At 70.2% G+C, this 14310-nt stretch carries 11 protein-coding genes; 6 read left to right on the forward strand and 5 right to left on the reverse strand.

The window, feature by feature from the left end; genetic code table 11:
* Nucleotides 1-73: 73 nt before the first annotated feature.
* The 5 genes from ACZ64A_RS04400 to ACZ64A_RS04420 all read right to left on the reverse strand — a co-directional run bounded on the left by ACZ64A_RS04400 (nucleotide 74) and on the right by ACZ64A_RS04420 (nucleotide 6172).
* Nucleotides 74-1621 carry a long-chain-fatty-acid--CoA ligase gene (locus ACZ64A_RS04400; protein WP_469808129.1) on the reverse strand — a complete coding sequence of 516 codons (1548 nt, stop codon included), beginning with the start codon at nucleotides 1619-1621 and terminating at the stop codon, nucleotides 74-76.
* Nucleotides 1615-3030, reverse strand: a complete 1416-nt coding sequence (locus tag ACZ64A_RS04405) for a flavin monoamine oxidase family protein (protein ID WP_469808130.1) — start codon at nucleotides 3028-3030, stop codon at nucleotides 1615-1617. The genes ACZ64A_RS04400 and ACZ64A_RS04405 overlap by 7 nt, the downstream gene beginning before the upstream one ends.
* Nucleotides 3031-3037: 7 nt before the next feature.
* Nucleotides 3038-3418, reverse strand: coding sequence for a hotdog domain-containing protein (locus ACZ64A_RS04410; protein ID WP_469808131.1), 381 nt, complete (start codon nucleotides 3416-3418; stop codon nucleotides 3038-3040).
* A complete protein-coding gene (locus ACZ64A_RS04415) occupies nucleotides 3415-5076 on the reverse strand; it encodes a flavin-containing monooxygenase (protein ID WP_469808133.1) in 1662 nt (553 codons plus the stop codon). The genes ACZ64A_RS04410 and ACZ64A_RS04415 overlap by 4 nt, the downstream gene beginning before the upstream one ends.
* A gap of 118 nt (nucleotides 5077-5194) precedes the next feature.
* Nucleotides 5195-6172 carry an alpha/beta hydrolase gene (locus ACZ64A_RS04420; protein ID WP_469808134.1) on the reverse strand — a complete coding sequence of 326 codons (978 nt, stop codon included), beginning with the start codon at nucleotides 6170-6172 and terminating at the stop codon, nucleotides 5195-5197.
* Nucleotides 6173-6339: 167 nt separating this feature from the next.
* Between ACZ64A_RS04420 and ACZ64A_RS04425 the strand changes: the two genes are divergently transcribed.
* The 6 genes from ACZ64A_RS04425 (at nucleotide 6340) to ACZ64A_RS04450 (ending at nucleotide 14304) form a co-directional block, all read left to right on the forward strand.
* The gene (locus ACZ64A_RS04425; RefSeq protein WP_469808135.1) at nucleotides 6340-7002 is read left to right on the forward strand and encodes a hypothetical protein; all 663 of its coding nucleotides are present in this window, start codon (nucleotides 6340-6342) and stop codon (nucleotides 7000-7002) included.
* Nucleotides 6995-8395, forward strand: a complete 1401-nt coding sequence (locus tag ACZ64A_RS04430; protein ID WP_469808136.1) for a glutamine synthetase family protein — start codon at nucleotides 6995-6997, stop codon at nucleotides 8393-8395. Before ACZ64A_RS04425 ends, ACZ64A_RS04430 begins: the two co-directional genes overlap by 8 nt.
* Nucleotides 8392-9201 carry a gamma-glutamyl-gamma-aminobutyrate hydrolase family protein gene (locus tag ACZ64A_RS04435; protein WP_469808137.1) on the forward strand — a complete coding sequence of 270 codons (810 nt, stop codon included), beginning with the start codon at nucleotides 8392-8394 and terminating at the stop codon, nucleotides 9199-9201. Before ACZ64A_RS04430 ends, ACZ64A_RS04435 begins: the two co-directional genes overlap by 4 nt.
* Nucleotides 9198-11645 (forward strand): AMP-binding protein, encoded by a 2448-nt coding sequence (locus ACZ64A_RS04440; protein ID WP_469808138.1) that lies wholly within the window; start codon nucleotides 9198-9200, stop codon nucleotides 11643-11645. The genes ACZ64A_RS04435 and ACZ64A_RS04440 overlap by 4 nt, the downstream gene beginning before the upstream one ends.
* 69 nt (nucleotides 11646-11714) lie before the next feature.
* Entirely contained in the window at nucleotides 11715-12812 is a 1098-nt protein-coding gene (locus tag ACZ64A_RS04445; protein ID WP_469808139.1) for a Zn-dependent alcohol dehydrogenase, read from the forward strand.
* 28 nt (nucleotides 12813-12840) lie between these two features.
* A complete protein-coding gene (locus tag ACZ64A_RS04450) occupies nucleotides 12841-14304 on the forward strand; it encodes an aldehyde dehydrogenase family protein (protein ID WP_469808140.1) in 1464 nt (487 codons plus the stop codon).
* The last annotated feature ends 6 nt before the right edge of the window (nucleotides 14305-14310 follow it).

Here is a 14310-nt window from a genome sequence, read left to right on the forward strand (position 1 = left end):
GCGAGGGTGACGATGAATCCGGCGACCGGGGAGTTGGCCGGCGGAGCCGAGGGAGTCGATGCGTTCGGCGGGCTCAGGCCAGTTCGCGCTTGAGGATCTTTCCGGTGGCCGTCATCGGCAGGCTCGGCACGAACTCGACGACGCGCGGGTATTTGTAGGACGCCATCTGCTCCTTGCCCCAGGCGACGAGCTCGCCGGGGGTGAGAGAGGCGCCGGGCCGGAGGATGACGAAGGCCTTGATCTCCTCGCCGTGGCTGTCGTGCGGTACGCCCACGACGGCGGCCAGGCTGACGTCCGGGTGGGCTATCAGAACCTCCTCGACCTCACGTGGGTAGACGTTGAAGCCGCCCCGGATGATGAGGTCCTTGGACCGGTCGACGATGTAATAGAAGCCGTCCTTGTCCTTACGGGCCAGGTCGCCGGTGCGGAACCAGCCGTCGCGGATCACCTCGGCTGTGGCCGCGGGACGGTTGTAATAGCCCTTCATGACGTTGTGGCCCTTGATGGCGATCTCACCGACCTCGCCGGCCTCGGTCACCTCGGTCCAGTCGGGCGCGATGAGTTTGAGTCGGACACCCCAGATCGGGGTGCCGATCGAGCCCGGACGGGGCGGGAGCGCGCGGTCGCCGAACGTGGCCACCGGAGAGGTCTCGGAGAGCCCGTATCCCTCGACGACACTGACGCCGAAGTGCTGCTTGATCTGGTGGAGGATCTCCACCGGCAGGGCGGCGCCGCCCGATATGCCGATGCGGAGGTTGTCCGCAATGCGGCGTACGTCGACGGCGTCGGTGAGCGCGTTCAGCAGACCCCACCACATGGTCGGCACGCCGGCGAAGAAGGTGATGGTCTCCCTGTTCATCAGTTCGAGCACCGCGCCGGCGTCGAACCGGGGGACCAGGTGCAGCGTCGCCGCCATCGAGAAGCCGGCGTGCATCTGCACGGTGGCGCCGAAGGTGTGGAACAGCGGGAGGCAGACGACATGACTGTCGGTGGCCGGCTCGTTCTGGAACAGCCGGTTGTTGGCGATCACGTTCATCATCGTGTTCGCGTGGGACAGCTCGGCCCCCTTGGGCTGCCCGGTGGTGCCGGAGGTGTACAGGATGACCGCGGTGTCGCCGGGCTCCGTCACCGCGGACTCGAAGACAGGGCTCATCCCGGCGACGGCCCGGCCCAGGGTCTCGATGCCGGCGATCGGGCTCACGGCAGCCGGGTCGGAGGTGATGACGAAGAAGTGCTCGACGCCGTCGACCTGCTGGAAACCGGCGTGGCCCGCCGCCGCCATCGGCAGCTCGGGCGTGCCCTCGAAGCAGAAGTACGCCTTCACGTCCGCGTCGGCCAGGTGGTAGGCGACCTCGCGGGACTTGAGCAGCACGTTGAGGGGTACGACGACCGCGCCGGCCTTGAGGATCCCGTAGTAGACGATCGGGAAGTACGGCAGGTTCGGGCAGCTCAGAGCCACCTTGTCGCCCCGTCCGATACCGCGCGCGACCAACAGGTTCGCGACCTGGTTGGCCGCGGCGTCCACCTCGGCGTAGGTGAGCCGAGTGGGCCCGAGGACCAACGCGTCACGGTCGGGGAACGAGCGGGCGGAGTCCTCGAGCAGGACTGACAGGTTCAGCATGGGCGTTCTCTCGGTGTCGGTGGGTGGTGGAGCCGGTCCGCCTGAGGGGCTGGGCGGGTCAGGCTCGCCAGAACCTGCTGCGCGGCCCGCTCGCCCGACGTGGCCGCGTCGGCGAGTGAGGGCATGTCGAGCTGGTAGTCGCCGGCCAGGTGGACGGGGCCGAAGTGCCGGCGCAGCGTGGGCAGCGAGGCACGTCCGCCAGGTGCCCAGAACGGCACGACCCGGTGGTGACGCCGGACGATCCCCTCGCCGAGCTTGCCCTCGAGCTCGGGGTAGAGCGACAGGAGGTCCGCGGTGAACCGGGTGACGATCTCCTCGTCGGTGAGCTCGAACAGGCGGTCGGCCACCGCGCCGCCCGCGAAGCAGGCCAGCGCGCCGCCCGGCTTTCGCGGGCCGGGACCGCGCTGCGCCGCGGCATGGTTGAACATCGCCTGGAACGACAGCTGCGGCGTCGACACGGCGATGTGGTCGTCCCACCGCTGCGGGCCTTCCTCATGGGTGAAGTAGCCCACCACCACGTACCGGCCGTAGCGGATGTCGTCGAACGCCGCCCGGTACCCGGGAGGGAGGCCGGGCATGATCTTCACAGCCACGTCTCCGGGAACGGCCACGATGGCACGGCGGGCGCGTATCCGCGCCGGTCCGCTGTCGTCCTCGTAGTCCACGACGACGCCGTCCTCGGTCCACTGCACCGACGTCACCGGCGACTTGAGCCACAGCCGGTCGCCGAGGTCGGCGGCCAGGATGTCGGTGAGGGTCTGGTTTCCTCCCGCCGGCAGCGAGAAGTTGGGAACCTTCGCCGGGTCCGTCAGGAGAATCCCCATCGAGATCACGAACTGGGTGGCCGCTGTCTCCTCCGGCTCGCATCCCATCCACTGCCCGGACCAGGACCGGACCATGTCCCGCGCCACGTCGGAGTGGATGCCGCGCAGCACGTACGACGCGGGGCGGGCGTCGAGTGCCGCCCGGACCCGCTTCGCCAGGGCGTTGTCGGGGTTCATCGCCAGGAACGGTACGGCCGCGACGATGCGAGCTCCGACGGCCGCGACTCCGACCCGGTCCATGAACCTCATCCGGGACCGGAACATCAGGCCGAACGGATTCGAGGTGTCGACCTGCTTTCCGTTGAGCGCGAGGGCCACCTTCTTGCCGGCCAGTGTCCCCATGGGGATCCGGTGGCGTTCGAGGGCTTCGATCAAGGTGCCGGTTCCCTCGGTGAACTGGGTTCCGAGGTTGATCCAGTAGTCGCCCTGACGCACCGACTCGACGCGTCCTCCGGCCCGGCCGGTGGCTTCGAGGACGACGACGTCCCGATCGGACAGGGTGGTCACCGCCATCAACCCGGCCATGCCGGCGCCGATCACGACGATCTCGCACGCCTCTTCGCGTACGTCGCCGGATGTGCTCATGGCGTCCTCACCTCACGTTCCTGGTTGCGTCGGCGGGGACGACACCCGTCCCCCGGGCGCGCGTGGCGACGATGGGTTCGGCCAGTACCTCCGCCCGGCCGGTCTCGTCCAAGGACCGGCAGATGACGCGCAGTTCGAACTCGATCGTCCGGCTCCGTCTGCCTCTGGCCGCGAGGCGCGCCTCGACCTCGATGACGTCCCCGCCGCGGACCGGAGCGAGGAACTCGACCGAGGAGTATCCGGCGAACAGACTCTCGTGGCCGTCGACGGCGATCGCCAGGTGCGTACCGGCGTCCCCGAACAGCTTCAGGCTGAACGCGCCGTCGACGAGGTTGCCCGCGTAGTGGGCGTCGGAGTAGGCGACGTACCGCTGGTGCACGACCTTCACGCGATCTCCTCGTCGATGCGGCCGATGCGGCGGGCAACCGCCTCTCCGCCGATCTTCACTCCGGGGTAGCCGCGCTTGGCGATCTCGGTGCACATGCGGCGGTACTTGCCGACGCCGCCGACATAGCCCATGAAGGTGGTCGGCTTGCCGGTCACGTTGGAGCCGCGGTACCAGGAGTCGGTGGTCGCGTACAGCGTCTGGCTGACCGTCGCCTCGGTGATGGTCACCCAGTCGTCCTGTGCCTCGGGGGTGGCTTCGACGACGTCGGCGCCCTCTTCCTTGACATGGGCGATCAGGTCGGCGATCCAGTCGACCGCCTGCTCGATCGTCACGACGACGTTGCTCGCGAGCGCGGGGCTCTGGGGACCGCCGATCATGAAGAAGTTGGGGAATCCGGCGGTCATGACGCCGAGGTAGGTGCGCACGCCGTCGCTCCACGCGTCCTGGAGCCGGCCTGCCTCAGGCGTTGTCACGTTGAGCGCGTACAGGGGTCCGGTGAAGGCGTCGAAACCGATCGCGAGAACGATGGCGTCGACGTCGTAGGAGCCGCCCTCGGTGATGATGCTGCCGGAGGTCATGGTCGCGATCGGCTCGTCACGCAGTGAGACGAGCGAGACGTTCGGACGGTTGAACGTCTCGTAGAAGTCGGTTCCGAAGCAGCTGCGTTTGGCGCCCAGCGGGTGGAACCGGGGCTCCAGCAGCGACGCGGTCCGCGGATCGTGGACGATCTGACGGATCTTCTGACGCACGAACTCCGCCGCGGTCTCATTGGCCTCCGGATTGGTGAGGAGGTCGGCGAACTCCGCGCCGACACCGAGGAACCCGCTGCGCTCATAGGCGCGTTCGTAGCGCTCCTGACGTTCCTCGTCGGACACGTCGAAGGCGCAGTCGGTCACGGGGCGGTCCGGGATTCCGCCGGGGGACTGCCGGCACTCCTCGCGGATGGCGGGGTACTTGCTCTTGATCTCGGAGACCGTCTCCTCGGGCAGCGGAGCGTTGCGGGCGGGGAAGACGTAGTTGGGGGTCCGCTGGAACACGGTCAGGTGCTCGGCCACCTGGGCGATGAGCGGGATGCACTGCACGCCCGACGATCCCGTGCCGATGACGGCGACCCGCTTGCCGGCGAGGTCGTCGAGCGAGATCGTCCAGCGGCTCGTCGACACCGTGAGCCCGGCGAAGTTCTCCAGGCCGGGCACGTCGAAGTCCTTCGGCGTCGACAGCCCGCCCGAGCCGGCCAGGAGGTAGCGGCCACGGCGGGTGTCGCCGGAGTCGAGGGTCAGCTCCCACAGGTGCTCGTCCGGAAGCCAATGGGCCGCGACCACCTTGGAGTTGAACCGGAAGTGCCGGCGAAGGTCGAAGCGGTCGGCGACGTGGTTGATGTAGCTCAGGATCTCCGCCTGCGGGGCGAAGCGCTCACTCCAGGTCCACTCCTGCTGGAGTTCCTCGCTGAACGAGTACGAGTAGTAGACGCTCTCGACGTCACATCGGGCGCCGGGATACGTGTTCCAGAACCAGGTGCCGCCGACATCGGGGGCGGTCTCGAACCCGGCGAACGTCCAGCCCTGTTCGGCCGCCTTGTAGGCGGCGTACAGGCCGGAGAACCCGGCGCCGACGCACAGGATGTCGACGGCCGGGGCGGTGGAGGGGGTGTCGGTCATGGTCTCTGCCTTCTCGTGGTCCAGGGGGCCGGCGGACGGCACGGACCTAGTCATGTGTCTAGGTCGAATGACCAAGAATGTAGCTACGGACCGTGACCTCGTCAATGCCCGGCGGCGGTCAGGAAGCGGATGCGGCGCGGGCGGCGGTCGCGCCTCGCAGATGCCGCACCACGTCGTCGATCGCCGCGTCGGTCTGGGGGAAGACACCGACCTCGGTGAAGAAGCCGTGGAACACGCCCGAGTGGCGAACGGCGGTCGTGGGTACGCCGTCGTGCCGCAGTCGTTCGGCGTACGCCTCGGCGTCGTCGCGCAGCGGGTCGACCTCGGCGGTGAGGACCAGCGCCGGCGGCAGCCCGCGCAGGGACGTCGCCTTCATGGGCGCCGCGTACTGGTCGGCGCGGCCGGCGCCGATGTACTGCTCCCAGAGCCAGCGCGCGTCGGCCGCGGTCAGCAGGGGCGCGTCGGCGAACCGGGTCCAGGACGGCGTGGCGAACCGGTCGTCGACCGCGGGGTAGGCGAGGACCTGCGACACCGGGAGCGGAAGTCCGTGATCTCGCAGGTGGAGGCAGAGCGCGGCGGCCAGGTTGCCGCCCGCGGAGTCGCCGCCGACGGCGATCACGTCCGGGTCGATGCCCGCATCCAGGGCTGACTCGCGCAGCCAGGCCAGAGTGTCGAGCGAGTCCTCCAGGGCCGCCGGATAGGGGTGCTCCGGGGCGAGCCGGTACTCCGGGGAGAGCACCGCCCACCCGGAGCGAGCGGCGATGGCTCGGCAGACCTCGTCCACTCCGTCGAGGGTTCCGAGGACGAACCCACCGCCGTGGAGATACAGCAGCGCCGGCCGCGGTCCGGTGTCCGGCGAGCCCGCCGGGCGGTACAGGCGCGCCCGGAGTTCTCCGGAACGGGTCGGGACGGTCACCGTGTCGACCCGGTCGAGGGGTGTCAGCGGCTGGTCCGGGGGTGCGCTCGCCAGGAGCTCGCGGGCCGCCCTGGCGCCCAGCTCACGGACGGGTGTCTTCAGGGCCTCGGTGATCGCCAGGGCGACGGGCAGCGCGGCTGCGTCGAGGCGTTCCCAGCTGGGCGGGACGTGCTCGGTCATGTGCGTGGGCCTTCCAGCGAGATGAAAGAGGTGTTGACACGGTGTGAACCGTGCCCCACCATCCTAGTCATCCGACCGAGTCATGTGACTAAGAAATCCCGTATCTGTTCGGGCCGTGCGGCGACCGCACGCGTCACCTGGCTCTTGAAAGTCGAAAGGACCGAAGGATGACCGGAACCATGACGGCTCCCGCGTCGGCCTCCGCGGGTGCCGCGGAGACCGACGTCAGGATCGAGGACGATGCCAGTCCGCTCGTGCGGCTGATCGGCCGCACGCTGCGTGACTCGGCCCGCACCGGGCATGCCGCCGACACCCTGACCCGGTCGACCGGCACCGTGGCCGTTCGCTCCCACGACACGCCCCAGGCCGCGACGATCACCTTCGGCGAGCACGGCATCGACGTCTCCAGCGGCGTACTGATCGAGCCGGACGCCGCCGTCACCGTCGACCTCAACGCGCGCTTCGCTGCGACGGCCGACCCTGCCGGTGACGCAGACCTGGCCGAAGGCGTCCTGCGGGCGCTCAACCCGCCGCTGCCCGGGTGGCGGGAAGCCGCTCAGCACTTCTGGGACGCGACCCGTTCCCTGCCGGGCATCCCCGACGTGCTGATCGCGGTCACCGAAGGGCCCGAGGGCCTGGAGCAGGCCGTGCTCGGCGAGGGCACCACGCAGTACCTGATCGCCGGGGCTCCCGAGACGCTCGCCGGCGTGTTCTCCGGAGCCGACGACCTCTTCGCCGTCCTGTCCTCGGGCGCCCTGGGCATCCAGGGCACCTTGTCCCAGCTGTCGGTGATGACCGGCGCCTCCTGGAAGGTCCGTTTCGATGTCTGAGCTCAGCACCACCGCCACGAGCGCGCCGCTCGGCACCACCGCCACGAGCGCGCCGTTCCGCACCTCCGGCACGCGGGCCGTCCGGCTCGAGGCGACGAACCACGAGGGTTGCTTCCTCGGCAAGAACGTCTCGCCCAAGAAGTTCGCCGCAGGCAAGGACGCCGGTTTCCCCTTCGCGGACCTCCTGTTCGGCCTCGACCTCGGCAACCTTCCCGCGCTCGGTGCCGCCTACCCCGCCTGGCGCGGTCACCTCGACGACGTCTATCTGCGTCCCGACATGTCGACCCTGGTCGAGTGGAAGCCGGGCCTCGACTCGGTCATCGGCGATTACTGGCTCAAGGACGGCACGCCGGTCCCGATCTGTCCGCGCAACCTCGTGCGGAAGATGGTCGAGCGTCTGGCGACGCACGGATTCACCGCGATCGTCGCGGTCGAGATCGAGGCGACCGTCTTCCAGGAGTCGATCCAGGAGGCCCGCGCCCGCGGGTACCGCGACCTGACCCCCCTCGGCGGCAGCGCGGGTACGGCGTACCACCTGGCCAAGTCCAAGGACTGGATCGACTACATGAACGCCGTGGCCGACCGCCTCGACGAGGTCGGCATCGAGTGGGAGGCGTGGAGCGACGAGGACGCCGCCGGTCAGATCGAGCTCAACCTCGCACCGGGCGACCCGATCAAGGTCGGTGACGCCTGGGCGCGGACCCGCCAGATCATGCGCGAGGTCGCGTTCGAGCGCGGGCACAGCGTCACCTTCATGGCCAAGCCCACCGCCGGTTACGGCCAGGCGTCGCACATCAACCTGTCCCTGCAGCGCGACGGCGCCAACGCGTTCTACGCCGAGAACGGGCCGTCGGACACGATGCTGCACGCCATCGGCGGGCTGCTGGAGACGATGGAGGGCAACACGTCGATCGTGCTGCCGCAGATCACGTCCTACCGGCGGCTGGTCGACCTCAGTGGGCCGCCGGTCACGATCAGCTGGGGCATCAGCAACAAGACCGCCGCGGTGCGCGCCGTCTGCGGGCACCCCAAGTACTCCCGCCTGGAGTACCGCCTCCCGGGCGCGGACGCGAACCTCTACCTCGCGCTCGCGGGCGTGCTGGCCGGTGTCATCGCCGGTGTCGAGCGGAAGATCGAGCCGCCCGAGCCGGTCACCGACATGGCGTGGTGCATGCCGCCGGGCCTGGGCATCGAGCGGATCCCGGACACCATCACAAAGGCCGCTGCCGCCCTGGAGGCCGACCTGATCCTGCGCGATCTCCTCGGCTCCGAGTTCGTCGACTGCTGGATCGCGTCGCGCAAGTGGGAGTGGATGCAGTTCCACACCGCCGGCGGCGACCCGTTCGCCGAACTCTCGGAGTGGGAGTCGGTCCGCTACTTCGAACTGCCGTGAGAGCGTCCGAAGAGGCCGTGACCGTGCGCCCGCTGATCGGCATCACCGGGCGGCGGTACCGGCTCCAACTGATCGAGGGAGCCGACGAGCGCTACGGCGACCGCTGCACCGACAGCTACATGTCGGACTTCGCAAGCCGGATCGCCGAGGCCGGCGGACTTCCGGTGCATCTGTCGTACGACACCGACGCGACGGACATCTGCCAGTGGCTGTCCGGTGTCGTGATCACCGGCGGACAGGACGTCCATCCGGCGTGCTGGGGCGGCGACACGGCAGTGGTCCGCGACATCGATCCGCGGACCAATCCGATGGTCCACGACGTGGCCCGGGACGAGTACGAGATCGGGCTGGTCCGTGCCGCGCTGGAGCGGGGGATTCCCGTGCTGGGGGTGTGCCGCGGGCTGCAGGTGCTCAACGTCGCCCTCGGCGGCACGCTGATCACCGATCTCCCGCCCGGCTCCGTGAGCCACCTGTCCGCCGAGGCCGCACCGACCGACGGCACCGCTGATCACCTCGTGGTCTTCGAGCAGGGCTCGATCGCCGCCGGCCTGTTCGGCGAGCACGCGCTGACCAACTCCTGGCACCACCAGGCCGTCGACCGCTGCGGTACCGGCCTGGTGGTGACCGGACGGACGAGCGACGGCGTGGTCGAGTCGGTGGAGCTGCCCGGTGCTCCGGTGCTGGGGGTCCAGTGGCATCCGGAGTGGATGAAGAGCGCGGACCCGACGATGACGTGGATCGTCCAGGCCGCGGCGGAGCTGCTCGCGGCCCACCGCGGTGAACAGACGCACAGGAGCGTGCGATGACTCAGAACCTGGCAGTCGAGCAAGCCGGTCGCACCCGGGCGCGTCCCGAGCCGGTGGTGAAGCCCGAGCAGCTCGGCGAGGACCCCACCGTCCCGACCCTGACGGGGTTGCTGGCACGGCGTGCACAGGACGCACCGCGGCGGGAGTTCCTGCGCTTCGGCGACCGGTCGTGGACCTTCGCCGCCGTCGACGCATGGACCTCCAGGCTGGCACACCGGCTGATCGAGGCCGACGGCGTACAGCCGGGCGACCGTGTGGCGATCATGCTCCCGAACGTCCTGCACTGGCCGGTCGTGTGGCTCGCCGCCCTCAAGGCCGGAGCGGTCGCCGTCCCGGTCAACTCCTCCTACCGGCGGGGCGACCTCGCCTTCGTCCTCCGGGACTCGGGCGCACGTGTCGTCTTCACCGACTCCGAACGGGCCGGGCTGATCGCCGACGTCCTGGCGACCGAGGACGGGCTCGCCGACGTCCGTGTCGTCGACGTCGCCAACGACGGGTCCAAGCCCTTCCCGCCGACGCCGCCTTCGGTGCCGGTCGAGGCCGGGACGCTCGCGAACCTGCAGTACACCTCCGGCACGACCGGTTTCCCCAAGGCGTGCATGCTCACCCACGACTACTGGGTCCGGCTGGGCTGGATCTGCGCGGCGGCGACCGGACTCGGCACCGAGGACGTGCTCCTGACCGCGCAGCCCTTCTCCTACATGGACCCGCAGTGGAACACGGCGCTCGCCCTCACGATCGGCGCCCCGCTGGTCGTGCTGCCCCGGTTCTCCGCGTCGACCTTCATGGCCGACGTCCGCCGGCACCGCGCGACCTTCTTCTACGTCCTCGGATCGATGCCCACGCTGTTGTTCAAGCAGCCGCGCACGCCCGAGGACCGCGACAACTGCGTACGCCAGGTTCTCTGTTCGGGCATTCCCGTCTCCCTGCACGCGCAGCTGGAGGAGCGCTGGGGCGCGCCGTGGCGGGAGATCTACGGGATGACCGAGTCCGGCGTCGACCTGTTCATCCCGCTCGCCGACGTCGACGCCGTCGGCAGTGGCAGCCTGGGGCAGCCGGTGCCGACCAAGCAGGTCCGCGTGATCGGCCCCGACGGCAACGAGGTGCCGGACGGCGAACCCGGTGAGCTGGTCGTCTCGGGCAAGCCCATGATGAGCGGCTACTGGAACCGCCCCGAGGACACGGCCCGGGTCCTGCGCGAGGGGGGTCACCCCGGCCATGAGGACGGAGCCGCCGGTGGAGTGTGGCTCCACACCGGTGACGTCGTCGTCCGCCGGCCCGACCGGGGCATCCAACTGGTCGGCCGGATCAAGGACATGGTGCGCCGCGGTGGCGAGAACGTCGCCAGCGTCGAGGTCGAGGCCGCCCTGGAGCGGGACGACGTGGTGGTCGCGGCCGCGGTCGTCGCCGAACCCGACGACACCCTCGGTGAGGAGGTCAAGGCCTTCGTCCAGCTGGCGGCCGGTGTGCCGGCCAGTCGTACGACGGCCGAGGCGATCGTCGAGCGGGCCGGCAAGGAACTCGCCCGCTTCAAGGTGCCGCGCTATGTGGAGTTCGTGGCCGACTTCCCCCGGACGCCGTCCGAACGCATCTCCAAGCCGGCTCTCAAGGCGCGCGCCGCGGAGCAGCCCGGCGTGACCTACGACCTCGGCGCACGACGGAACAGGACGGTGACACCCGCCGCATCCGGCGGCGGCCACCTCGACGTCGACGTCATGCGGGGCGTCGCGGTCCTCACGCTCCGGCGTCCCGAGAAGCTCAACGCCATGGACGTGGCCACCCGGCTGCGGCTGGCCACGGTCATCCGCGAGTTCGGGACCGGCGACGGCGTGCGCGGGATCGTGCTCACCGGCGAGGGGCGTGCCTTCTCCGCGGGGGAGGACCTGCAAAGCGCGCCGTCCACGGACGCCGAGTTCCAGGAGGCGTTCGCGAGCTTCCACGACATCACCCGGGCCATCCTGCAGACGCGGGTGCCCGTGGTCGCGGCGGTCAACGGACTCGCCGTCGGGGGCGCCTCGGAGATCACCCTGTGCTGCGACGCCCGGATCGGAACCCGGGCGACGGAGTACTACCAGCCGGAGAACAGCCGGGGCATCACGATCTCCAACGCGTCCAGCGTGCTGCTCGGGCGCCTCGTCGGGAGCCATGCGATGCGCATGGTGCTCGGATCGCCCCGCATCGCAGCCGAGGAGGCGCTGCGGATCGGGCTCCTGGACGAGATCGTCGAGCCCGACGCGCTGATCGGCCGGGCCGTCGACACCGTCATCGAGTGGACGCCCAAGGGCAACACGACGGCCCTCCACCTGGCTCTCCTGCGCCCCCGGGCGGAGGAGATCGAAGCGGCCTTCGCCCGTGAGGACCTCGCCGCGCGGAAGTCGTGGGAGAGCGGAGTCCTCAGTGCGGGGATCAAGGGCTTCTGGTCCGCCCGGGGCACCGGCGCGTAAGCCCCGCCCCGTCCTCGCCCTCACCTTCAACACACCCATGCCACAGGAACCGACAGAGGGGACGTCGACATGATCGACACCCAGGCCGCGGTGCTCACCGCGGTCAACGAGCCGCTCGAACTGACCGTCATCCGGGTCGACGACCCGGAGCCGCACGAGGTGCGGGTCGCGGTCACGAACGTGGGGCTGTGCCACAGCGACCTGCACTACATGACGGGGACGGTTCCGACCGGCCTGCCGGTCGTGGTCGGGCACGAGGTGGCGGGCGTGGTCGAGGCGGTCGGGGCACAGGTGTCCGGCCTGCGTCCCGGGGACCGCGTGGTCGGCGCGCTGACTCCCTCCTGCGGCCTGTGCGCCAACTGTGAGGCGGGACGCTCGACCCAGTGCCGACGGGTCGAGGAGATACGCCGCCGTCCGCGGCCCGCGTTCCGCACCACGGACGGCCGGCCGATCGAACGGCTGGGCGACATCGGGGCGTTCTCCCGGCACGTCCTCATGCGGGAGAACGCCCTGGTGCGGCTCCCCGACGACGTACCGCTGCACGTCGGGTGCCTGCTGGCCTGCTGTGTCGTCACCGGTGTCGGGGCCGTCTTCCGCGGCGCCCGCGTGAGGCCCGGCAGCACGGTGGCGGTCATCGGCTGCGGTGGCGTCGGATCGGCCATCATCCAGGGGGCCAGGCTCGCCGGAGCGTCGGCGATCGTCGCGATCGACCTGGACGAGGCACGGCTCAAGGCCGCACGCGGCTACGGCGCCACCCACGTCGTCAACGGCGCGGCCGGCGACGTGGTCGCGGAACTGCACCGCCAGTTGGGCGACGGAGTGGACTACTCCTTCGAGGCGGTCGGCTCGGCCCGTACCGCGGCGACGGCTGTGGCGCTCCTGCGCCCGACGGGTACCGCGTGCCTGGTCGGGATCGCGCCCGGAGGCACCGAACTCTCTCTCCCGGCGTCGGACTTCTTCTTCGAGGAGAAGCGGCTCATCGGCTCCTACATGGGCTCGGGCCAGGCGCGGCAGGACATCCTCCAGCTCGCGCGCCTGTACCAGCAAGGACGCCTGCTGCTCGACGAGATGGTGACGCGGGTCATCCCCTTCGGCGAGATCAACGAGGGCTTCGAGGCGATGAAGTCCGGTGACGTGACCCGCATCGTCGTCGACCTCCAGTACTGACCGACGAGTGAACGCAGAGGTGAGTTCCATGGCGAGCAACGAGATCTCGATCCCCCAGCCGGTGAACTACATCGCCGACGAGTGGAGCGAGTGCAAGACGGTCGACGACGCCTGGAACGTCGACCCCAACACGCGCGAGCCCGTCCACCGCTTCGTCACCACGGCACCCGACGATCTCGAACGGGCGCTACGGCACGCGGAACGTGTGTACGACATCGGCCGCTGGGACGAGGACGCCCGGCGTGAGCGCGCCGACATGCTGGAGCGGGTCGCCGCGATCCTCGAGACCCGCGCCGAGGACATCGCCCGCACGGACTCCCTGACCAGCGGTGCGCCCATCGGTGTCACACGCAAGGTCGCGGCGTTCCTGCCCGCGAGGATCCGGGCGTCGGCGTCGGACCTGGTGAACATTCCGCGTGTCACCGCGCTGGCGGCCGGCGGCCGCGACGTGCGCCTCTACAAGGTGCCGTGGGGGCCGGCCGCGATCCTCACGCCGTGGAACGGTCCGAGCTTCATTCCCGCGGCCAAGATCTCCAGCGCGATCGCGGCGGGCTGCCCGGTCATCCTCAAGCCCTCGGAGCACGCGCCCGGCAGCGCGCAGATCATCGTCGAGTGCTTCGTCGAGGCGGGCCTGCCGAGCGGTGCGCTCCAACTGGTGCACGGCGGCGGCGACATCGGCGCCAAGCTGACCGCCGACGCGCGCGTCAAGGTCGTCTCGTTCACCGGCGGACCGGGTGCCGGCCGGGCCATCGCGCGGGCCGCCGCCGAGGACTTCAAGGTCCTGCAGCTGGAGCTCGGCGGCAACAATCCGGTGCTGGTCCTGGACGACGCCGACCTCGACGTCGCCGCCGACGGCATCCTCGACGGCATGACCAAGCTCAACGGCCAGTGGTGTGAGGGACCGGGCAAGATCCTCGCTCACCGCAGCCTGGTCGATCCTCTTCTGGAGGCGTTGACCGAGCGGATCTCCAAGCTCGTCGTGGGTCACTCGCTCGCCGAGGACACCGAGATCGGGCCGATCTCCAACGAGCCGCACTTCCGGACCCTGCAGAGCAGGATCGAGGGGCTGCGGGACCTCGGGGCGAGCATCCACCGGCCCGCCCGGCTGCCCGAGCTCGACGGTTTCTTCCTGTCGCCGACGGTCGCCGCCGGCGCCGACCCCGATCGGGCCACCGCCGAGCTGTTCGGTCCGGTCGCATCCCTGCACGCCGTGGACTCCGACGAGGAGGCCCTGCGCTTCGCCAACGCGAATCCCTCGGGCCTCGATGCCTACGTGTTCGGGGCCGACACCGACCGGGCGATCGACGTCGGCTCCCGCGTCATTGCCGGTGAGGTGCGCGTGAACGGCGCCAAGCTCGCCGACCTCGGTGAGGAGTCGGCGCAGAGCTTCTGGGGCCCGGCGGGCATCGGCGGCCACGGACCGGCTGAGTCGGTGCGTGTCTTCTGCGGCGACCGGGTGGTCGGCGTCGACTCGCCGGACCTGCCGTTGTGAGACGAC

Source organism: Streptomyces sp. NPDC104814, from assembly GCF_055583185.1.

What these genes read in the sequence shown, in the direction of transcription:
- ACZ64A_RS04415 (WP_469808133.1), bottom strand. Translation starts at nt 5,076, where the DNA reads ATGACCGACACCCCCTCCACCGCCCCGGCCGTCGACATCCTGTGCGTC.
- ACZ64A_RS04430 (WP_469808136.1), top strand. Translation starts at nt 6,995, where the DNA reads ATGTCTGAGCTCAGCACCACCGCCACGAGCGCGCCGCTCGGCACCACC.
- ACZ64A_RS04405 (WP_469808130.1), bottom strand. Translation starts at nt 3,030, where the DNA reads ATGAGCACATCCGGCGACGTACGCGAAGAGGCGTGCGAGATCGTCGTG.
- ACZ64A_RS04440 (WP_469808138.1), top strand. Translation starts at nt 9,198, where the DNA reads ATGACTCAGAACCTGGCAGTCGAGCAAGCCGGTCGCACCCGGGCGCGT.
- ACZ64A_RS04450 (WP_469808140.1), top strand. Translation starts at nt 12,841, where the DNA reads ATGGCGAGCAACGAGATCTCGATCCCCCAGCCGGTGAACTACATCGCC.
- ACZ64A_RS04400 (WP_469808129.1), bottom strand. Translation starts at nt 1,621, where the DNA reads ATGCTGAACCTGTCAGTCCTGCTCGAGGACTCCGCCCGCTCGTTCCCC.
- ACZ64A_RS04420 (WP_469808134.1), bottom strand. Translation starts at nt 6,172, where the DNA reads ATGACCGAGCACGTCCCGCCCAGCTGGGAACGCCTCGACGCAGCCGCG.
- ACZ64A_RS04425 (WP_469808135.1), top strand. Translation starts at nt 6,340, where the DNA reads ATGACCGGAACCATGACGGCTCCCGCGTCGGCCTCCGCGGGTGCCGCG.
- ACZ64A_RS04445 (WP_469808139.1), top strand. Translation starts at nt 11,715, where the DNA reads ATGATCGACACCCAGGCCGCGGTGCTCACCGCGGTCAACGAGCCGCTC.